Source organism: Streptomyces sp. NRRL S-455 (assembly GCF_000717875.1).
Classification (GTDB): domain Bacteria; phylum Actinomycetota; class Actinomycetes; order Streptomycetales; family Streptomycetaceae; genus Streptomyces.
The window spans coordinates 120,165-139,071 of record NZ_JOCT01000016.1 but is presented as its reverse complement, the minus strand read 5'-3'; the positions used below and the strand labels follow the sequence as shown (position 1 = coordinate 139,071).

Annotated in this window: 19 protein-coding genes; 9 read left to right on the top strand and 10 right to left on the bottom strand. The window is 71.9% G+C overall.

The window, feature by feature from the left end; all coding sequences use genetic code 11:
• Positions 1–58 precede the first annotated feature (58 nt).
• Genes IE97_RS0122060 through IE97_RS0122050 form a run of 3 tightly spaced genes read left to right on the top strand, consistent with a single transcriptional unit; the run spans position 59 to position 2,206 of the window.
• Positions 59–556 (top strand): DUF2771 domain-containing protein, encoded by a 498-nt coding sequence (locus IE97_RS0122060; protein ID WP_199807040.1) that lies wholly within the window; start codon positions 59–61, stop codon positions 554–556.
• On the top strand, positions 526–1,329 hold the full coding sequence (locus IE97_RS0122055; RefSeq protein ID WP_199809835.1) for a futalosine hydrolase: 804 nt from the start codon (positions 526–528) through the stop codon (positions 1,327–1,329). The genes IE97_RS0122060 and IE97_RS0122055 overlap by 31 nt, the downstream gene beginning before the upstream one ends.
• Positions 1,319–2,206, top strand: a complete 888-nt coding sequence (locus IE97_RS0122050; RefSeq protein ID WP_030243292.1) for a 1,4-dihydroxy-6-naphthoate synthase — start codon at positions 1,319–1,321, stop codon at positions 2,204–2,206. The genes IE97_RS0122055 and IE97_RS0122050 overlap by 11 nt, the downstream gene beginning before the upstream one ends.
• A 7-nt stretch (positions 2,207–2,213) precedes the next feature.
• On the opposite strand, the gene IE97_RS43625 is transcribed toward IE97_RS0122050, so the two are convergent.
• Positions 2,214–2,597 (bottom strand): cold-shock protein, encoded by a 384-nt coding sequence (locus IE97_RS43625; protein WP_030243289.1) that lies wholly within the window; start codon positions 2,595–2,597, stop codon positions 2,214–2,216.
• A gap of 165 nt (positions 2,598–2,762) precedes the next feature.
• On the opposite strand from IE97_RS43625, the gene IE97_RS0122040 reads away from it, so the two are divergent.
• On the top strand, positions 2,763–3,011 hold the full coding sequence (locus IE97_RS0122040; protein ID WP_010035898.1) for a hypothetical protein: 249 nt from the start codon (positions 2,763–2,765) through the stop codon (positions 3,009–3,011).
• Here IE97_RS0122040 and IE97_RS0122035 read toward each other — a convergent pair.
• Positions 2,990–3,613: an HAD family hydrolase gene (locus IE97_RS0122035; RefSeq protein WP_030243285.1), complete on the bottom strand. Its 624-nt coding sequence runs from the start codon at positions 3,611–3,613 to the stop codon at positions 2,990–2,992. The genes IE97_RS0122040 and IE97_RS0122035 overlap by 22 nt on opposite strands.
• Before the next feature lie 216 nt (positions 3,614–3,829).
• Positions 3,830–4,864, bottom strand: coding sequence for a membrane protein (locus IE97_RS0122030; RefSeq protein WP_030243283.1), 1,035 nt, complete (start codon positions 4,862–4,864; stop codon positions 3,830–3,832).
• 142 nt (positions 4,865–5,006) lie between these two features.
• Here IE97_RS0122030 and IE97_RS0122025 point away from each other — a divergent pair, with 142 nt between their 5' ends.
• The 3 genes from IE97_RS0122025 (at position 5,007) to IE97_RS0122015 (ending at position 8,164) form a co-directional block, all read left to right on the top strand.
• The gene (locus IE97_RS0122025; RefSeq protein WP_030243281.1) at positions 5,007–7,547 is read left to right on the top strand and encodes a helicase C-terminal domain-containing protein; all 2,541 of its coding nucleotides are present in this window, start codon (positions 5,007–5,009) and stop codon (positions 7,545–7,547) included.
• Between the two features lie 187 nt (positions 7,548–7,734).
• Entirely contained in the window at positions 7,735–7,866 is a 132-nt protein-coding gene (locus IE97_RS43480; protein WP_267881797.1) for a hypothetical protein, read from the top strand.
• A 106-nt stretch (positions 7,867–7,972) separates the two neighbouring features.
• Positions 7,973–8,164 (top strand): hypothetical protein, encoded by a 192-nt coding sequence (locus IE97_RS0122015; protein ID WP_030243279.1) that lies wholly within the window; start codon positions 7,973–7,975, stop codon positions 8,162–8,164.
• Here the strand turns inward: IE97_RS0122015 and istB are convergent.
• Positions 8,142–9,380, bottom strand: coding sequence for an IS21-like element helper ATPase IstB (istB, locus tag IE97_RS0122010; protein WP_030243276.1), 1,239 nt, complete (start codon positions 9,378–9,380; stop codon positions 8,142–8,144). The genes IE97_RS0122015 and istB overlap by 23 nt on opposite strands.
• A 200-nt stretch (positions 9,381–9,580) precedes the next feature.
• Here istB and IE97_RS0122005 point away from each other — a divergent pair, with 200 nt between their 5' ends.
• On the top strand, positions 9,581–11,224 hold the full coding sequence (locus IE97_RS0122005) for a DNA repair helicase XPB (RefSeq protein ID WP_030243274.1): 1,644 nt from the start codon (positions 9,581–9,583) through the stop codon (positions 11,222–11,224).
• Here IE97_RS0122005 and IE97_RS0122000 read toward each other — a convergent pair whose 3' ends face one another.
• The gene (locus IE97_RS0122000) at positions 11,225–11,413 is read right to left on the bottom strand and encodes a hypothetical protein (RefSeq protein WP_030243272.1); all 189 of its coding nucleotides are present in this window, start codon (positions 11,411–11,413) and stop codon (positions 11,225–11,227) included.
• Positions 11,414–11,682: 269 nt separating this feature from the next.
• Here IE97_RS0122000 and IE97_RS0121995 point away from each other — a divergent pair, with 269 nt between their 5' ends.
• Entirely contained in the window at positions 11,683–13,764 is a 2,082-nt protein-coding gene (locus IE97_RS0121995; RefSeq protein ID WP_030243270.1) for a HelD family protein, read from the top strand.
• Positions 13,765–13,801: 37 nt separating this feature from the next.
• On the opposite strand, the gene IE97_RS0121990 is transcribed toward IE97_RS0121995, so the two are convergent.
• The 5 genes from IE97_RS0121990 to IE97_RS0121970 form a co-directional block, all read right to left on the bottom strand.
• Complete coding sequence (locus tag IE97_RS0121990) at positions 13,802–14,542, bottom strand: SDR family NAD(P)-dependent oxidoreductase (protein ID WP_030243269.1); 741 nt, start codon at positions 14,540–14,542, stop codon at positions 13,802–13,804.
• A gap of 58 nt (positions 14,543–14,600) precedes the next feature.
• Positions 14,601–16,142: an AfsR/SARP family transcriptional regulator gene (locus IE97_RS0121985; RefSeq protein WP_030243268.1), complete on the bottom strand. Its 1,542-nt coding sequence runs from the start codon at positions 16,140–16,142 to the stop codon at positions 14,601–14,603.
• 76 nt (positions 16,143–16,218) lie between these two features.
• The gene (locus tag IE97_RS0121980) at positions 16,219–16,911 is read right to left on the bottom strand and encodes a copper homeostasis protein CutC (protein WP_030243265.1); all 693 of its coding nucleotides are present in this window, start codon (positions 16,909–16,911) and stop codon (positions 16,219–16,221) included.
• A 103-nt stretch (positions 16,912–17,014) separates the two neighbouring features.
• Positions 17,015–17,695 (bottom strand): maleylpyruvate isomerase family mycothiol-dependent enzyme, encoded by a 681-nt coding sequence (locus IE97_RS0121975; protein WP_030243263.1) that lies wholly within the window; start codon positions 17,693–17,695, stop codon positions 17,015–17,017.
• Between the two features lie 124 nt (positions 17,696–17,819).
• Complete coding sequence (locus IE97_RS0121970) at positions 17,820–18,743, bottom strand: helix-turn-helix transcriptional regulator (RefSeq protein WP_063752210.1); 924 nt, start codon at positions 18,741–18,743, stop codon at positions 17,820–17,822.
• Between the last annotated feature and the right edge of the window lie 164 nt (positions 18,744–18,907).

Below are 18,907 nucleotides of genomic sequence, written 5' to 3'. Positions count from 1 at the left end.
CCGTGGGAGCCGTACCCCGCGTGGGCGGTCCGACCCGCGTGCCAGATAGCCTTCGCCCATGACCAGGTTGCCCCGCGGCGAAGCCGCTGATGGATTCCGTGCTGTGCGACGCCGCCGCGCCGTCGCCGCCGCCGGCGTCGTATCCGCCGGACTGCTCGTCCTGTCCGCCTGTGACAAGCCCACTCCGGTGGCCACGGTCACCGTGGGCCAGGACTCGGTGAACGCCGAGGCCACCTGTGGCGGCGAGGGCAAGACCCTGAAGTCGGCTGATCTCACGAAGTGCCTGAAGGACAAGGGCATCAACAGCATCTCCGTCGACCCGGACGAGACCGTGCGCTTCGGTGTCGACCCGGAGATCGCCGACGAGGGCTGGACGATCCTGATGAACGGCCAGCCGCTGACCGACTCCAGCACCAAGACGTACCGCACCATTCCGGGCAGCGTGTTCTTCAACGCGCAGTACGGGGCGCAGGGGAACTCGACGCTGGTGTCCATCAAGGAGGGCGAGAAGGACGCGTCCGGGCTCTGGAACTTCAAGCTCGAGAAGGACGCCTGATCGCTGCCGCTGGGCTTGGCCGGGTGCTTGTCGCCACCGCGGTTCCCGTGGAGAGGGGCGCGGTGGCCGGGGCCTTGGGGGCGTTGCCGCCGGGGTCTGATTGCTCGGTGCTCGGCGCTGTAGGCCGTGCCCACCCGTTCCGCCCCAGCGGAACGACTGCCCACGGCAGTGTCGGCATCAGCGGCATCGACGTGATCGTTGCCGGAGTCGGGTCGGCTCTCGCCGCTGCCTCCACCGCCTCGGCCCTCACCGCCGCCGCCCTTCAGGGCACCCCCTACGGCCTCGTCGTCTCCGCCGGGATCGGCGGGGGGTTCCAGCCGGACGCGCCGGTCGGGGCGCTCGTCGTCGCCGATGAGATCGTCGCGGCCGATCTCGGCGCCGAGACCCCGGACGGATTCCTGTCGGTCACCGAGCTCGGGTTCGGGACGGTCAGGCATCAGCCGCCCGAGGAGCTCGTGCGGCAGGTCGCCGCGGCGGCCGGGGCACTGACCGGTGCGGTCCTCACCGTGTCCACGGTCACCGGGACCGCCGAGCGTGCCGCCGTACTCCGCGCACGGCACCCCACCGCGCTCGCCGAGGCCATGGAGGGCTTCGGGGTCGCCGAGGCCGCCGTCGCGCACGGGGTCCCCGTGCTGGAGGTGCGGGCGATCTCCAACCCCGTCGGTCCCCGTGACCGTGCCGCCTGGCGCATCCCCGACGCCCTGGCGGCTCTGACCGAGGGTTTCGGGAAGCTCGTGCCCGTACTGGAGAGTTGGAACAGGCATGACAGTTGAGCAGCTGCAGATCGCGTACTCCCCCTGCCCGAACGACACCTTCGTCTTCGACGCCCTGGCCCACGGCCGCGTCCCCGGCGCTCCCGCGCTGGACGTGACCTTCGCCGACATCGACGTCACCAACGGCATGGCCGAGCGCGGTGAGTACGACGTGCTGAAGGTGTCGTACGCCGTGCTGCCGTACGTCCTGGAGCAGTACGCCCTGCTGCCCTGCGGGGGCGCGCTGGGGCGGGGGTGCGGGCCGCTGGTGCTGACGCGGGAGGCAGAGGGTGGGGGCACCTCCCTGCTCGAGCGCAGCCGAGAGCTTGGGGGACTGAGCGGGCGGACCGTCGCCGTGCCCAGTGAGAAGTCGACCGCCTATCTGCTGTTCCGGCTGTGGGCCGCGGACACCCTGAGCGACGGGGTCGGCGAGATCGTCGTCATGCCGTTCCACGAGATCATGCCGGCCGTGCGGGACGGGAAGGTCGACGCGGGGCTCGTGATCCACGAGGCGCGCTTCACCTACCGGAATTACGGCCTGCACAAGCTCGCCGACATGGGCGAGCACTGGGAGAACACCACCGGGCTGCCGATCCCGCTGGGCGCGATCATCGCCAAACGGTCGCTGGGAGAGCAGGGGCTGCGGCTGCTGGCCGACTCGGTGCGGACGTCCGTGCGTGCCGCCTGGGACGATCCCGAGGCGTCCCGGCCGTACGTCATGGAGCACGCCCAGGAGATGGATCCGGCCGTCGCCGACCAGCACATCGGGCTGTACGTCAACGAGTTCACCGCCGACCTCGGCGAGGACGGCTACGCCGCCGTACGCGGTCTGCTGACCCGCGCGGCGGCCGAGGGGCTGGTGCCGCCCCTCGGTCCGAACGCGCTCGCTTTCCCCTGAGCGGCGGTCACACGTCCAGCTGGTCGGCGACCGCGCGCAGCAGGCCGGCGATCTTCTTGCCGGCCGTCTTCTCGGGGTAGCGGCCCCGCTCCAGCATGGGCGTGATGTTCTCCAGGAGGGTCGTCAGGTCCTGGACGATGGAGGCCAGCTCGTCCGGCTTCTTGCGGGTCGCGGCGGCGACCGAGGGGGTCGGGTCCAGGACCGTCAGGGACAGCGCCTGGTCGCCGCGCTGTCCGGCGACGACACCGAACTCCACCCGCTGGCCCGGCTTGAGCGTCTCGACTCCGGCGGGGAGGACCGAGGAATGGACGAAGACGTCACCGCCGTCGTCGCGGGAGAGAAAGCCGAAGCCCTTCTCACTGTTGAACCACTTGACCTTGCCGGTGGGCACCGTCTGTCCTCGTCCTCGTACTCGTCGGAAAACTGCTTCTGGAAACGGCTCTTGATAGCACTCGGGCGGGCCGTACGGACCCGCCGGTACCAAGGCTAATGCTCTTGCAGCCGGTGACAAGACGTCACCCGGTTGTTCCTTCGCGCTGGGAACTACCCTGGTCGGGTGCGTGACAAAACCCAAACGAATTCCGCCGCTCCCGGTGACCGCCTGGTCCGTGCGGGTGCCATCGTCTTCTTCATCGGTGCCGTGGCCACACTGGTCACGGTCGCCCCGCTGTTCCTCGGGACGACGCCCTTTCCGACGTACATGTTCGGATTGAGCATGCTCATGGCAGTCGGATTCCTGATGGCCGGTGCCGGAGTACTGCGTTCCGTGGCAGCGGGCCGGCGTCAGGCACGTGCGGGCCGGTAGTCCGAAAACCACCCTGGGAATTCGGTCAGGTCCGTGAAAACGACGTCCGCGCCCGCCGCGCGCAGTTCCTCCGGGGGGCAGGGGCCGGTGGCGACCGCGACCGACAGGGCTCCGGCCGTCCGGGCGCCGCGTACGTCTCCGACGTGGTCGCCGACGTAGACGCCCGCGTCGTGCTCGCGCAGCGCCTCCGCCTTCTGCTCGGCCCACAGGTCGCCGATGACCGCGTCGGGCTCGATGCCGAGGTGGGCGAGGTGCAGTTTGGCGTTGGGCTCGTACTTGGCCGTGACGACTATCGCGCGTCCGCCGGCCTCCCGGACCGCCGCGATGGCCTCCCGGGCGCCGGGCAGTGCCGGGGTCGCCGCGATGGCGATGGCGGGGTACATCTCCCGGTACACGTCGGCGACGGTCTCGATCTCCTCGGCCGGGAACCAGTTGATCAGCTCTTCGGCCAGCGGCGGCCCGAGCCGCGTGACCGCGAGGTCGGCGTCGATGTACGTGCCGGTCCGCTCGGAGAGTGCCTGGTAGCAGGCGCGGATGCCGGGGCGGGAGTCGATGAGGGTCATGTCCAGGTCGAAGCCGACGGTGATCGCCATGTGGGTCATTGTGCCCGGGCTGTGCTGCCGGCAGACGTCCTGCCCGGGGGTGGGAGCTGCGCCCGGGGGGTGGGGGCTGAGGACGGGGCGTTGCGCAACCCGGCGGCGCGGGGTGCCTCCCCCAAGTTCTCGGCTTCGCTCGAACAGGGGCCCCCATCGCCCACCCGTGCCGCCCCAGCGGCACGACTGCCCGCAGCTGAGGCACGACTGCCCGCAGCTGCGTACTTACCGCTGACGCTGGGAGCGCCAGACCAGGAACAGGGCCGAGGCCACCGCCGCGCCCCGCACCACCCACGGCCAGGTCTCCGCCACCGCGTCGTTCATGTGGCCCTCGGCGATGGGAGCGCCCCAGCGGCCGTCCGTCCTGCCCCAGAGCCAGACCAGGCCCCCCGCCACGGCGAGGCTCGGCAGGATCACGACCGCCCACTTGGTCTCCGCCTGGGTGAGGCGGCGGGACGCGTACGCGATGAGCCAGCCGAGGATCAGCACGAACCAGTTGCCGAGGACGGCGCCCGCCACGAGGAGGCCCGCGGCGATCAGGAGGAGGGGGTTGCTCCAGCCCCCTGCCGGGAGGCGCGGGAGGCGGCGCCGGGCTTTGGTGGCAGCGGCCTCTTCCGTCACCTCGGCAGCCTCGACCGCCTCGACGACCGGGGCAGGCTCCTTCTCCTTCTCCGTCTTCCGCTGCTGCGGCGCCTTCAGCAGGTCCGGCAGCTCCACGCCGCCCACGAAGCCCGGCACCTCGTCGCCCACGCCGAACGGACTGCTGTCCACCCGCCACCAGTCCGGCTGGACCACACTGTCCCCGAGCTCGTGTCCGGCGGCCAGGTGCGGCGGAGCCGGGCCGTCGGTGGCGGTGGAGCGTGGTTCCCCGGCGGGCCGCTCCGGGCGGGGGCGCGGTACGACGCGCCGTAGCCCCCGGGGACGTTCGGGGTGCTCCTCCGGTTCGCGGGGCTCCCGGTCGCGCTGGACGGGGACGGCTGCCGGGGGGCCCTCCGCCGCACCGCCGGTCCCCGTGCCCGTGCTCGTGCCCGTGCCGTCGGCGGCTGCCGACACGACCTCGTCGGGGCTGCCGAGGCGGGACAGGATGCGGCGGACGGCGGCGGGCGAGTCGACGGTGGCCTTGGCGCGGCGCTTGTCGATCTCGTTGCGCAGGTCCGCGACCAGGCGCATGCGGGTGGCCGACGACAACTGCCGCTGCTGGGCCACGTCGCCGACGCGGCTCAGATACTCGTAAACGACCTGGTCGCTCTCAATCCCCACGAAGTCCCCTCCGGGGCAGGTGCCTTGGCTGACGCCGTCGGACGACGGTACCGCGAGGACGAGCGGGTGGCCCAAACGCCGGCCCCGCCCGGCCGCGGACAGTCGGGGTCGCCTGCTGAGGTGACCCGCTAACGTTGAGCGGATGAGCACCGAGGACAGGCCTCCGGCCCCCCGTTCCCTCGCGGAAGCGCTCCGCGGGCGGGACGACGTGTCGCTGGGCAGGCTCCTGCGCAGCCGGCCGGATCTCATCACGCCCGTGCCGACGGACCTCACGCAGCTCGCGACCCGCGCCGGCACCCGGGCCTCGGTCGTGCGGGCCCTGGAGCGGCTGGACCGGTTCTCGCTCCAGACGGCGGAGGCGCTGGCCGTGGCGGCGGACCCGGCGACGTACGACGAGCTGCTCGGGCTCATGGCCGGGGACGAGGCCGACCCGGCTGTCGTCGCGGCCCTGCCGCACGCCCTGGACACCCTGCGCGAGCAGGCCCTGGTCTGGGGCGGCGACGACCGGCTGCGGCTGGTCCGGACGGCCCGTGAGCTGCTGGCCCCCGCGCCGCAGCACCCCTCGCCGACGGGTCTGGGACCGACGGTCCAGGAGGCCACCGCCGGGATGTCCCCCGGGCGTATCCAGGAGATCGTCACGGCCGCCGGGCTGCCCTCCACCCACGACTCGGTGTCCGCGGTGACCGCCCTCACCGGCCTGTTCACGGACCGGAAGCGCATGGCCGCGCTGCTCTCCGGGGCTCCGGCCGACTCACTGGAGGTGCTGGAGCGGCTGGTGTGGGGGCCGCCGTACGGGCAGGTCACGCCCGACCCGGCGCCCCGGCTGCGGTGGCTGCTGGACCGGGGACTGCTGCTGCCGACGGCGCCCGGGACGGTCGTGCTGCCGCGCGAGGTCGCCCTGCACCTGCGGAAAGGGCTGGCGCACCGGGCGCCCGAGCCGGTGCCGCCGGTGGTCGGGGTGAAAGCCGCTCACAGTCCACAGGTTGTGGACAACACCGCGGCCGGGCAGGCGTACACCGCGCTCGCGACCGTCGAGGAGCTGCTGAAGGACTGGGACGAGGGCGGGCCCGCGGTGCTGCGGGCGGGTGGGCTGAGCGTGCGGGACCTGAAGCGGACCGCCGTCGCCCTGGACGTGTCCGAGCCGGTCGCCGCGTTCTGGGTGGAACTGGCGTACGCGGCGGGTCTGCTCGCCTCGGACGGGGAGGCCGACGAGCGGTACGCGGCGACCCCGGCGTACGACGAGTGGCTGGAGCTGCCGGCCGCCGAGCGCTGGTCGCGGCTGGCCACGGCGTGGCTCGCGGCGACCCGGACGGCCGGTCTGGTGGGCGGGCGGGACGCGAAGGACCGTACGTTGTCGGCGCTCGGGCCGGGCCTGGACCGTTCGGCGGCGCCCGAGGTACGGCACCGGGTGCTGGCGCTGCTGGCCGGGCTGCCTGAGGGCGCGTCGCCGGACGCCGAGTCGGTGCTGGCCCGGCTGCGCTGGGAGCGCCCCCCGCGCGGAGCACAGAGTGAGGACGACCTGCGCACCCGGCTCGCCCGGTGGGCCCTGTCCGAGGCGGAGCTGCTGGGCGTCACGGGCCGGGGCGCGCTGTCGGCGCACGGCCGGGCCCTGGTGGGGGCACCGGCGGCGCCTTCCGGCCCCGAGGAGGAGCCGTCCGGCCCCGGCGACAAACTTCCCGTCCACCACCGCCCCGCCCCGATCACCCCGATCCCCCCGCTCTCCGCCGCCGAGCAGGCCGTCGCCTCGGCCGCCGCGGCCCGGCTCCTCACGCCGCTGCTGCCGGAACCGCTGGACCACGTCCTGCTCCAGGCCGATCTGACGGCGGTCGCGCCCGGCCCGCTGCAGAAGCACCTCGCCGACATGCTCGGAATCCTCGCGGACGTCGAGTCCAAGGGCGGGGCCACCGTCTACCGGTTCACGCCCGGCTCGGTACGACGCGCCCTCGACGCCGGGCAGGCCGCCTCCGACCTGCACGCCTTCCTCGCCGCGCACTCCCGTACGCCGGTGCCGCAGCCGCTCGCCTACCTGATCGACGACGTGGCCCGCAGGCACGGCCAGCTGCGCGTGGGCGCGGCCTCCGCGTATGTGCGCTGCGACGACGACGCCGTGCTCAGCGAGATCCTCGCCGACAAGCGGGCCGCCGCCCTGGGGCTGCGCCGACTCGCCCCGACCGTGCTGGCCGCGCAGACCGACCCGGCGGGGCTGCTCGAAGGGCTGCGCGCGATGGGGTTCGCGCCGGCCGCCGAGTCCGCCGAGGGCGATGTGCTGATCACCCGCGCCCTCGCCCACCGCACCCCGCCCCGCACGGCGCCCGAGCCGGTACCGGACGGCCCGCCGGTCCCCGACGACACCCTCCTCGCCGCCGCGCTGCGCGCCGTCCGGGCCGGTGACCTCGCCTCCACCACTCCGCGCAAGCCCGGTTCGGCCCCGGTGGTCAACGGCGAGCTGCCCCGCACCGGTTCCGCCGAGACCCTCGCCACGATGCAGGCCGCCGTCCTGACCGGCGAGGCCCTGTGGATCGGCTACGTCAACGCCGAGGGCACCGCCAGCCAGCGGGTGATCGCCCCGGTCCGTGTCGAGGGCGGCTTCGTGACGGCGTACGACCACACCGCGGACGAGGTCCGTACGTATCCGCTGCACCGGATCACCGGGGTCGCGGAGCTGGCCGACGACGCGGACTGACGGCCGACCGTCACGACCCGCCACCGGCCGGGCGGGTCTCACCCGTTCGGGTGCACGTCGTCGTTCATGCACGCCACGCCGGGGATGTCCCACCGTTGGGCGACCTTGCCGGGCGAGTCGCATCCCGCCGCGCGGCCACGGGCAGCCACCGGGTGTCCTGTGAGCTTCGCCGAAAGGAAGTCCCCGCATGCGCGCTGTCCGTCGAGTCGCCGCTGTCCTGGCCACCGTCGCCCTGATGACGTTCGGTGGGCTCGCCGCCCCGGCCGCGGCGGTCGGCATCGATGCCGCCGGCCTCGTCATCGAGACACCGCAGATCTGATCCGTCTCCCGTGCGCCCGTCGGGCCGGCCGGACGCCCCAGGCCGGCCCGCGGTGCGGTGTTCCCACCACCCGTGTTTTCAGTACGCGAAAGGCCCGGTCGTCCCCTTGCGTGAAAAGTTGCCCGCCGCCGCTCTCCTCGCCGTCGCCCTCGTGGGCATACTCGCACCCTTCGCCGCCGCGGCCCCGCCCGCACTCCCGCTGCCGCTTCCGGCCGCCGGCGCCGAGCCCGTGGTCACGGAGGGCCTCTCCATCGAGGGCCCGCTGATCAACAACGTCAGTCTGCCCACGTCGAAGTAGCGCGGCCCGTCCGGTAGCTCTCCCCGTCCAGCCGGACGATGTCGGCGTGGTGGGCGAGCCGGTCCACCATCGCCGGGGCGGACGCGCCGCCGAAGACCTCGTCCCAGCGGCCGAGCGGGCGGTCGCTGGTCACGATCAGTGAGGCCCGCTCGTAGCGGTGCGCGACCAGCCGGAAGAACAAGCCGGCGGTCTCCGCGTCGAAGGGGGTGTAGCCGACCTCGTCGACGATCAGCAGGGGGTGCTCGTCGAGAGCGGCCAGCTCCTCGTCGAGCCGTCCCTCGGCCCGCGCCGCCGACAGCCGGACGGCCCACTCGCCCGCGGTCGCGAACAGCACCCGGTGTCCCGCCTGGCAGGCCCGCACGCCGAGGGCGATGGCCAGGTGGGTCTTGCCGGTGCCGGGCGGGCCGACGAACACCACGTTGCGCCGGGCGGCGACGAAGTCCGCCTTGCCGAGCCGGGCCAGGGTCTCGCGGTCGAGTTCGCGGGGGTGCCGCTGGTCGAAGTCCTCCAGCCGCTTGCGGGCGGGGAAGCCGGCCGCGCGGATCCGGGCCTCGGCGTCGGTGTCCCGCGCGAGGGGTGCGGCCCGGCGCGGGGCGGGCAGCGGGAGACCGGAGACCTCGGGCGTCGGCTCCTCAGGGGCGTGACCGGCCTGGTGGCGCTCACCGGGAGAGCCGCCGGCCGCCGGACGGTCGGCGTGACCGGCACCCCCGTGCGCGGCCATCGGCCCCGACATGTACGCGAGGATCGCCGCCGACACGATGAACGCCATGTGGATCACCGTCCCCCACAGCAGTGCGTGCCGGGAGGTGTGGTGGACGTCCACGAACATCTGGAGCAGGTGGACCGAGGAGATCCCCACGATCGCCGTCGCCAGTTTGACCTTCAGCACGTTGGAGTTGACGTGCGAGAGCCATTCCGGCTGGTCACGGTGGCCCTGCAGGCCGATGCGCGAGACGAAGGTCTCGTACCCGCCGACGATCACCATGATCAGCAGGTTGGCGATCATGACCACGTCGACCAGCTTGAGCACCGCGAGCATCACGTACGTCTCGGTGGCGTGTCCGCTCACGCACATCACGATTAACGTCCACAGCTCCTTGAAGAACTTGTAGACGTAGACGCCCTGGGCGGCGACCAGCCCGAAGTACAGCGGGGCCTGGAGCCAGCGGGTGGCGAACAGGGCGTATCCGAGCGTGGTGGTCGGCGTGTTCTGCACGGTTCGCCATTCTTCGCGGCAACGGTGGAAAAACTGAATTCACACCACACGTTGGGATGAAAAGGCATTCAGTAGGACTGGAACCGGATCCCAGGGCCGCGCAGATCACACCACCCGACACGGACGATCAGGCACACTGGACGTTTGGCCGAGTCGTTCGAACCGTCCGAGCCGTCCGGCCGTAGGGAAGGGTGCCGCGTGTGAATGGTCCGCTGATCGTCCAGTCCGACAAGACCCTGCTCCTGGAAGTCGACCACGAGCAGGCCGACGACTGCCGCCGGGCCATCGCACCGTTCGCGGAACTGGAGCGGGCGCCGGAGCACATCCACACCTACCGGGTGACCCCGCTGGGCCTGTGGAACGCCCGCGCGGCGGGCCACGACGCCGAGCAGGTCGTGGACGCGCTGGTGCAGTACAGCCGCTACCCGGTGCCGCACGCGCTGCTCGTCGACATCGCCGAGACGATGGACCGCTACGGCCGCCTCACCCTGTCCAAGCACCCGGCGCACGGACTGGTGCTGACGACCACGGACCGTCCGGTGCTGGAGGAGGTCCTGCGGTCGAAGCGGATCGCGCCCCTGGTCGGCGCCCGGATCGACCCGGACACGGTCGCCGTGCACCCCTCCGAGCGCGGGCAGATCAAGCAGACCCTGCTGAAGCTGGGCTGGCCGGCCGAGGACCTCGCCGGGTACGTCGACGGCGAGGCGCACCCGATCGAGCTGGCCGAGGACGGCTGGGCGCTCAGGCCGTACCAGAAGCAGGCGGTGGAGAACTTCTGGCACGGCGGGTCGGGCGTCGTCGTCCTGCCCTGCGGTGCGGGCAAGACGCTGGTCGGCGCCGGGTCGATGGCCCAGGCGAAGTCGACCACGCTGATCCTCGTCACGAACACCGTCTCGGCGCGTCAGTGGAAGCACGAGCTGGTGAAGCGCACGTCGCTCACCGAGGACGAGATCGGCGAGTACAGCGGGACGCGGAAGGAGATCCGGCCCGTCACGATCGCCACCTACCAGGTGCTGACGACGAAGCGGAAGGGTGTCTACCCGCACCTGGAGCTGTTCGACTCGCGGGACTGGGGCCTGGTCGTCTACGACGAGGTGCACCTGCTGCCGGCGCCGGTCTTCAAGTTCACGGCGGACCTCCAGGCGCGGCGCAGGCTCGGCCTGACAGCCACCCTGGTCCGCGAGGACGGCCGTGAGTCGGACGTGTTCTCCCTCATCGGGCCCAAGCGGTTCGACGCCCCCTGGAAGGAGATCGAGGCGCAGGGCTACATCGCGCCCGCCGACTGCGTGGAGGTCCGGGTCAACCTGACGGACTCGGAGCGGCTCGCCTACGCCACGGCCGAGGCGGAGGAGAAGTACCGCTTCTGCGCGACGACCGACACCAAGCGGAAGGTCACCGAGGCGATCGTCCGCCGCTTCGCCGGGCAGCAGATCCTCGTCATCGGCCAGTACATCGACCAACTCGACGAGCTGGGTGAGCATCTGGGCGCGCCCGTGATCAAGGGTGAGACGTCGAACGCGCAGCGGGAGAAGTTGTTCGACGCCTTCCGGGAGGGCGAGATCAGCGTGCTCGTGGTGTCCAAGGTCGCGAACTTCTCGATCGACCTGCCCGAGGCGACGGTCGCCATCCAGGTGTCCGGGACGTTCGGCTCCCGCCAGGAGGAGGCCCAGCGCCTCGGCCGCGTGCTCCGTCCCAAGTCCGACGGCCACCAGGCCCACTTCTACTCCGTGGTCGCCCGGGACACCATCGACCAGGACTTCGCCGCGCACCGGCAGCGCTTCCTGGCGGAGCAGGGGTACGCGTACCGGATCGTGGACGCGGACGAACTGCTGGCGGAGAGCTGATCACTTGCGGCGGACCACGCCCACTTCCTCTCCGTACTGGCCGAGGATGATCACGTCGAAGGCGGCGCCCGCGAAGACCTTGACGGCACGCAGGGCATCGCCGAGGCGGTGACGGTGGCTGCCGGTCACCGCGGTGGCGCCGGGCGGGCGGCCCGGGCTCGGGGCGGGGGAGAAGGTTGCTGCGCTCATGTCTCCATGGTGCGTTTTCGCCCGTAAGGTCCGCGTCGGTCTCGGGGCCGAACCCGCGCACTCCGCTCGTACGCCTGCGGACCGACTGCCGCCCCTCAGGGAGGACGCTCTCGTCCCCTAGGGGATGCGAAAACCGTTCGCGGCCGCAGCCCCCGCTCCTCTAGGATCTCCGCTCTTGCCCGCCTCCCTCGCCGGAGTGCCGCCGACCGGACGGAAACCGGCCGGCATCCCACCGCCGTCACTTCAGCAGGTACCCCGGAGGCGCCGCCTTGTCCACGCCCGTCGACGACCCGCTCTCGCGAGAGCGCTCCCACCTCTCCGCGTCCCGTTCGGCCCTGCGTGCCATGCGTGAGGACGTCGAGGCCCTCGACATCAGCGACGTCACCGCGAACTGGGTCAACGCCGAGGTGCTGGCTCACCAGATCGAGGAGCGCATCAAGGCCCTGGCCGACCTCAGCGACACCCCGCTGTTCTTCGGCCGGCTGGACTATCTGCACGCGCCGGGGAGCGAACAGGCCGAGGGCGCCGAGGGAGAGCGCCCGCAGCCGGAGGCTGCTTATCAAACACTGCACATCGGGCGGCGGCATGTGCACGACGCCGACGGCGACCCCATGGTGATCGACTGGCGCGCACCGGTCTCGCAGCCGTTCTACCGGGCGTCCAAGAAGGACCCGATGGACATCGCGCTGCGCCGCCGCTTCGGCTACACCGGCGGTGACCTCACGGCGTACGAGGACGAGCACCTGTCGGATCCGGCGGAGGCCGCGAAGACCAGCAGACTCCTCCAGCAGGAGATCGAACGTCCGCGCGTCGGCCCCATGCGGGACATCGTCGCGACGATCCAGCCCGAGCAGGACGAGATCGTGCGCTCCGGCCTCTCCGGCACGGTGTGCGTGCAGGGCGGCCCGGGCACCGGGAAGACCGCCGTCGGTCTGCACCGCGTCGCCTTCCTCCTCTACGCCCACCGCGAGCGCCTGGCCCGCACCGGCACCCTCGTCATCGGACCCAACCGTTCCTTCCTCCACTACATCGAGCAAGTCCTGCCAGCGCTCGGCGAGTTGGCCGTTCAGCAGGCCACTGTCGACGACCTCGTGGCACATGTCGAGATCAAGGCAACGGACGACTCGACAGCCGCTGTCGTCAAGGGCGACGCGCGTATGGCGCGGGTGCTGCGCAGGGCCCTCTACTCACACGTCACGATGCCCGCCGAACCGGTCGTGGTGGTGCGCGGTTCCCGCCGATGGCGCGTCCCGGCGTACGAACTGGAGGACATCGTCCGCGAGTTGCTCGACCGCGACATCCGCTACGGTGCCGCCCGCGAGGCCCTGCCGCAGCGCATCGCGCACGCCGTGCTGGTGCAGATGGAACGCTCGGGGGAGGCCCCGGACGACCGGGTGCAGGACGCGGTGGCCCGCAACAGCGCCGTCAAGGCGGCGGTGAAAGCGGTCTGGCCGGCCGTCGACCCGGCGAAACTGGTGCTGCGGCTGCTGTCGGACGCGGAGTTCCTCGCGGTGCACGCGGAGGGGATCCTCGACGAGGACGAGCAGAAGGCGATCCTCTGGGCGAAGCCGGCGCGCAGCGTCAAGTCGGCCAAGTGGTCGGCCGCCGACGCCGTCCTGGTCGACGAGGCCACCGACCTGATCCAGCGCACCCACTCCCTCGGGCACGTCGTCCTCGACGAGGCGCAGGACCTGTCCCCCATGCAGTACCGGGCGGTCGGCCGCCGCTGCACCACCGGCAGCGCGACCGTCCTCGGTGACCTGGCGCAGGGCACCACCCCGTGGGCGACGCGGAGCTGGGAGGAGGCGCTGGCCCACCTGGGCAAGCGGGACGCCGTGATAGAGGAACTGACAGCCGGTTTCCGCGTACCGACGGACGTCATCACCTACGCCTCACGCCTTCTCCCGCACATCGCCCCGGGCCTCGCCCCGGTGGTGTCGATCCGCGAGAACCCGGGCCGCTTCGAGGTCCGCCCGGTCTCCGGCACACCGGACGTGGTCGAGGCCTGCCGCGAGTCCCTGCGCCACGAGGGCTCGACGGGCCTGATCGCGGCGGACGCGCGGGTCCCGGAGCTGGCGCGGGCCCTGACGGAGGCCGGGATCCCGTACCTGGGCCCCGGTGAGGAGACCACCCAGCACACCCGCCTGACCCTGGTCCCCGCGTCGCTCGCGAAGGGTCTGGAGTACGACTACGTGGTCCTGGACGAGCCGCAGGCCGTGGTCGACGGCGAACCGGACGAACGGACGGGGCTGCGGCGCCTGTATGTGTCGCTGACGCGAGCGGTGTCGGGGCTGATCGTCACGCACGCGGCCGGGCTGCCGCCGCAGTTGGCGTCGCCTGCCCGAGGCTGAAGCGTCGGGCAGGCGACGCCCCGCGCACCGTGCCGGCTCAGGTCGCGACCAAGCCGCCGTCGGCGGTGAGCACCGCGCCGGTGATGTAGCTGGCCCGGTCGGAGGCCAGGAACACCACCGCCTCGGCGATCTCCTCGGGCTCGCCGGCACGGGTGAGCGGTGTGTTCCGGCTGAACTCCTCGAACATCTCGCCCACCGTGTCGACAGCCGTGTCGGTGCGGATCGGGCCGGGCGCCACGGAGTTGACGCGAACGCCCGCCGCGCCGAACTCGACGGCCCACGACCTGGTCAGCGCGTCCATCGCGGCCTTGGAGGCGTTGTAGACGGAGCCGACCGGAGTGCCGATCTGCCCGGCGATCGACGACACGTTGACGATCGCGCCCTTCTTCCTGGCCACCATGGCCGGTGCGAGCGCGGCCGTCAGGAAGTAGGCCGCACGGACGTTGACGCCGAACACCCGCTCGTAGCTGTCGAGCGACTGCTCGGGGGTCGGTGAGAACGGGAAGATGCCCGCGTTGTTGACGAGCACGTCCACCTCGCCGACCTCCTCGGCGAGCCCCCGGACGTCGTCGATGTTCGCGACGTCCGCGACGACGAAGTGGCCCGTACCGCCCGCCCGCTCGATCAGCTCGACGGTCTCCTTGCCGAGCTCGGCCCTGCGCCCGGTCACGTAGACGGTGGCACCCGCCTCCGCGAGCTTGACCGCGATCGCGCGGCCGATACCCGACGTGGCGCCGGTGACGAGTGCCTTCTTGCCCTGAAGTTCGTTGGTTGACATGTCTGCAAACCTGGCCGCGACAGATCGTCAGAGCATAATTTCCGGATATACCGCCTGGTCAGGCCGGAGAAGTCGCAATGAGTCGGCTGGTCAGGGCAGGCGTGCGCAGCCTGAAGTAGAGGCGCACGAACCGCGGCAGCCGGTAGCGGCCGAGTACGAGCGGCTCGATCAGGTGCGCACTCGCGAGCGACTCCAGCACCAGCTCGATCTCACCGGGGTCGGATCCGGACATCTCCGCCGCCTTGTGACTGTCGATCACCTCGGCGTCCTGGCGCGCGAAGCACGCGAGCATGTGCCGCTCCGGATCGCTCAGCCGCTCCTCGGCGGCGATCAACGGAGCCAGCATCGCGGCGCAGTCGGGCGGGATCACGTCGGCGAGCTTGCTCTCCCGCTCCATCTGCTGCAGCACCATCCCGATCGTCCAGTGCGGGCGCGAGCTGAGCCTGCCGCCGACCACCCTGATCGGGTGCGGCAGCCGCGAAAGGCGTTCCAGCAGCACCTCTGCCTGCTCGGGTTCCGCGTCCACCCGTACCGGGCCGAGGACCTTGCGGAGGAACTCCCGCGCCTCCCCCTCGGCCAGCCCGGCGATCTTCAGCCAGGTCACGCCGGGCAGCTCGTTCAACCGGCGGACGCTGGTGAGGATCATCGCCGAGCCGGGCGTGGCGAGATCGCGTACGGTCGCCGCCTCCCGCACGTCGTCGACCACGACCAGGAACCGCTTGCCGCGCGCCTTCTCCCGCCACAGTGCGGCTTTGTCGCCGACGGGGTTCTCCACGCCGACCGCGCGCAACAGCTCGCCGGCGACGTCCCTGCCCCTGACGAGGATCTGCCCGTCCGGGAAGCGGCCCTTGACGAGGTGGCCGATCCGGGTGGCCAGCACGGTCTTGCCGCTGCCCCGCATACCGGTGATGCCCACCGTGCCCGGCAACGTCCGCAGAGCCTGCGCGATCTCCTCGGCGCGGCCGGTGAAGTCGATCAGATCCGGCAGCAGCTGCTCCGGCCTGCGCGGCGCGCTGAGGTCTCCGTTGAGGATCCGCGCGTGGACCTCGCGCAGCTCCGGCCCCGGTTCGAGGCCGAGCTCCTCGTTGAGGAGGGCGCGTGCCCGGTGGAAGTGGTCAAGTGCTTCGCCCTGTCTGCCCTCCAGGTAGAGCGCCCGCATCAGCAGGGCGCGCGGTCGTTCCCTGAGCGGATAGGCGGCGACGTGCTTCTGCAACTCGAGCACGTCGAGCTCGCGTTCGAGGAAGTCCTCCCGCGCCTTGAGCCGGTAGTCGCCGAGCCGCACCCGTTGCGCGTCGAAGTAGGCACTCCGCAGGCCTTCCAAGGGCTCGCCGCGGCAGTCGTCGACGATCTCCGCGCGGACCGTGTATCCGCCGTCCCTGGACGTCAGGTTCAGCTCCGGAAGCCTCTTGCGGATCTTGTAGACGTGCGTCCGCAACGCCATCACCGCGCTCGGCGTCGGCTCGTCCCAGACCATGCCGATCAACTGGTCGTTGCTCAGCCGGATGCCGTTGTTCAGCAGCAACGCCGCCAGTACCGCCCGCTGCTGGCGCGGCCCCAGTTCGATCTCCTCTTCGTCGCGCCAGGCTCGTACCGGACCCATAAGTGAGAAGCGCAGACTCATGCAGCAGCACAACGCACGTGCCCACCCCTTGCTTCCCCGTCCGGTCCTGGGGCGTTCAGGTGGCGTCCAGGGCGGCCCGCCACCGCGCGACGGCCTCCGCGGACACCGGCGCCTCCCAGCCCTCCGGCCGGGCCGCCCCGCCGATGTGGCAACCGTCGACCCCGGCGTTCAGCAGTGCCGGCACATGGCCGAGCCGCAGACCGCCCCCCACCAGCAGGTGCTGCTCGTACCCCGGCTCTCCTCGGCGGGCCGTCTCCGCGAGCAGCACGGGAAGCCCGTGGTCGACCCCGTCCGCCGACCCGGCCGTCAGGTACGTGTCCAGCCCCGGCGTCCCGTCCAGCTGCTTGCGCAGGGTGTCCCGGTCCGCGGCCCGGTCGATCGCGCGGTGGAACGTCCAGGGGCAGCCCTCCAGCACATCGACGACCCGCTCCACGGCCGCCAGGTCCACCCCGCCGTCCGGGCCGAGGAACCCGAGCACGAACTCCTCGGCCCCGGCCTCCCGCAACCGCCCGGCCACGCGGACCAGCCGGTCGACGTCGCCGGCCGCGAAACCGTCGGTGAGCCGCAGCATCACCCGCAGCGGGATGTCGACGGCCCGTCGGATCTCCGCGACGGTGGCGGCCGACGGGGTGAGCCCGTCGGCCGCCATGTCGGTCACCAGCTCCAGCCGGTCCGCGCCTCCCGCCTGGGCGGCGACCGCGTCCTCGACGCCGAGGGCGATCACCTCCAGGACTGCACGCTTGCTCATGGGGCCCCTTCGTCGGCATGGCGTCGGCGTTCCGCGACAGGTCTAGTCCAATCAAAGACTACGTTGCCCCGTTCCGCCGCCTCCCACGCCCCGAGGAGGTGCCTCAGCCGAAGATGTTCAGCTCTTCCGCCTCCACCCCTGCCAGCTCGAACGCGGGCGCCCCGTCGACCGGCCGCCCCGTGTACAGCCGTACGAGCGTCGGCCCCTCCCCGATGAACCGGCCCGGGGGCCGCTCCCCGCCGCTCTCCCCCAGCCGCAGCGGTTCGTCCTGGTCGTCGAGGTCGGCGTGCAGCGGCACGTGCCCGCGCTCGTGGGTGATGCGGGCGAGCAGCGCCAGGGCGTCCGGCAGCCCGGCCCCGCCGTACGCGTCCGGCTCCCCCAGGGCCTCGCGCACGTCCCCGGCGTGCACCCACTCCCCCAGGGCGAGCACGTCCAGCTTCCCGCCGGCATCGGCGATCACCGGCCCGGCCTCGGTCATGCCCCGCCACAGCTCGTCGACGACCTCGGCGTTGCTCCAGCCGTCGCGCTCGGCGATGTCGCGGTCGTTCGACTCGGGTGAGAACACGCCCGGCTCGAACCGGCCCTCCACCGCCCGCGTGAGCGCGGCCGAGCAGTGCGCCAGCACGTCCCGGACCGTCCAGCCCGGGCATGCGGCGACAGGCCGCGCGAAGTCCTCGTCGGCCCTCGCCCGCAACAGCGGGATCAGCGCGTCACGCTCGATCGTGAGCAACCGGCCGGGCTGCTCGGGGTCCCGTACGTCGGGCACATCAGCAGGAGTCGTCATGCCTCCCACGCTAGTGCTGTGACCGGGAAGGGGTTCGCCGGGTTGGTGGCCGGGGCGCGCTGCCTTCACCGCGGGTGTGGGGATCAGCAGTTAGACGGTGAGTTCAGGGTGGCGTGCGGCGGGCCTACGCGTGACGGGAGTCTTGTTCGCCCGCCTCGTCCTGTTGCGCATGGACTGATTCCTTGATCTTGCCAGCAGTGGTGGAGTAGGGGGTGGACTGGGCGTACCAGCTGGCGAGGATGCGTAGCTTTTCGAGGTCGCCATCGGTCTTGCCGGCGTAGACGAAGAGAATCTGGTCTGGGTCGCCCGGAAGGGAGAGGGCTTCGTAGGTGATGTCGAGGCGGCCGACGACGGGATGGTTGAACCGTTTGCTGCCCCAGGTGCGTTCGACCACGGTCCGCTCGGCCCACCAGGTGCGGAACTCGGGTGATACGGAGCGCAGTTCGGCGACGAATTCGGCGATCTGCGGGTCGTGGGGGTTGCGGCCGGCCTCGGCGCGCAGCACGCCGACGACCTCGGAGGTGACCTGCGCCCAGTCGAGGTACAGGGTCCGGGCGGCGGGGTCGAGGAGCATCCAGCGCAGCAGGTTGCGTTCGTTGGCCGGGCGGTGGTTGAACGGGGTGAGCAGTGCGTCGAGGAGGTCGTTGGAGGCCAGGACCTCGTTGCGGCGGCCGAGGACGAAGGCGGGCTGGTCGTGCAGGCCGTTCAGCATGCGCAGCAGGTCGGGCCGCACCTGCTGGGGCGGTGCCGGCTTGGCACTGCGGCGGGGCTGGGGGCGCAGCAGGTCGCGCAGGTACTGGGTCTCGGCCTGGGTCAGTCGCAGGGCCTCGGCGATGGAGAGGATGACGCCTTCGGAGGCGCTGGTGAGCCGTCCCTGTTCCAGGCGGGTGTAGTAGTCCACGCTGACCCCGGCGAGCTGCGCGACCTCTTCGCGGCGCAGGCCGGGTACCCGCCGACCGGGGTAGTTCGCCAGACCGGCCTGAGAGGGGCGGACCGCGTCACGCCGAGCGCGCAGGAACTTCTTGATCTCCTCGGCATTGTTCGCCATGCCTGCCAGTGTTCCCCTGCTCGTGGCGGGGATCCACTGGCGTGGGGGGGAAGGTCTTTCCCCGGCAGCAATGGCCCCCGTCCTCGGCTTGGTTTGCCGCGTTACGGCGTGCATCAATGGCTGGGCGGCCATCGCAGCGACCTTCAAAGGGTCCGCAGCCCGCC

Excerpts from the sequence above, each read along its gene's own strand:
- IE97_RS0122060 (WP_199807040.1), top strand. The coding sequence starts at position 59 with ATGACCAGGTTGCCCCGCGGCGAAGCCGCTGATGGATTCCGTGCTGTG.
- IE97_RS0122050 (WP_030243292.1), top strand. The coding sequence starts at position 1,319 with ATGACAGTTGAGCAGCTGCAGATCGCGTACTCCCCCTGCCCGAACGAC.
- IE97_RS0122035 (WP_030243285.1), bottom strand. The coding sequence starts at position 3,613 with ATGACCCACATGGCGATCACCGTCGGCTTCGACCTGGACATGACCCTC.
- IE97_RS0122025 (WP_030243281.1), top strand. The coding sequence starts at position 5,007 with ATGAGCACCGAGGACAGGCCTCCGGCCCCCCGTTCCCTCGCGGAAGCG.
- IE97_RS43480 (WP_267881797.1), top strand. The coding sequence starts at position 7,735 with ATGCGCGCTGTCCGTCGAGTCGCCGCTGTCCTGGCCACCGTCGCCCTG.
- IE97_RS0122000 (WP_030243272.1), bottom strand. The coding sequence starts at position 11,413 with ATGAGCGCAGCAACCTTCTCCCCCGCCCCGAGCCCGGGCCGCCCGCCC.
- IE97_RS0121990 (WP_030243269.1), bottom strand. The coding sequence starts at position 14,542 with ATGTCAACCAACGAACTTCAGGGCAAGAAGGCACTCGTCACCGGCGCC.
- IE97_RS0121985 (WP_030243268.1), bottom strand. The coding sequence starts at position 16,142 with ATGGGTCCGGTACGAGCCTGGCGCGACGAAGAGGAGATCGAACTGGGG.
- IE97_RS0121980 (WP_030243265.1), bottom strand. The coding sequence starts at position 16,911 with ATGAGCAAGCGTGCAGTCCTGGAGGTGATCGCCCTCGGCGTCGAGGAC.
- IE97_RS0121975 (WP_030243263.1), bottom strand. The coding sequence starts at position 17,695 with ATGACGACTCCTGCTGATGTGCCCGACGTACGGGACCCCGAGCAGCCC.
- IE97_RS0121970 (WP_063752210.1), bottom strand. The coding sequence starts at position 18,743 with ATGGCGAACAATGCCGAGGAGATCAAGAAGTTCCTGCGCGCTCGGCGT.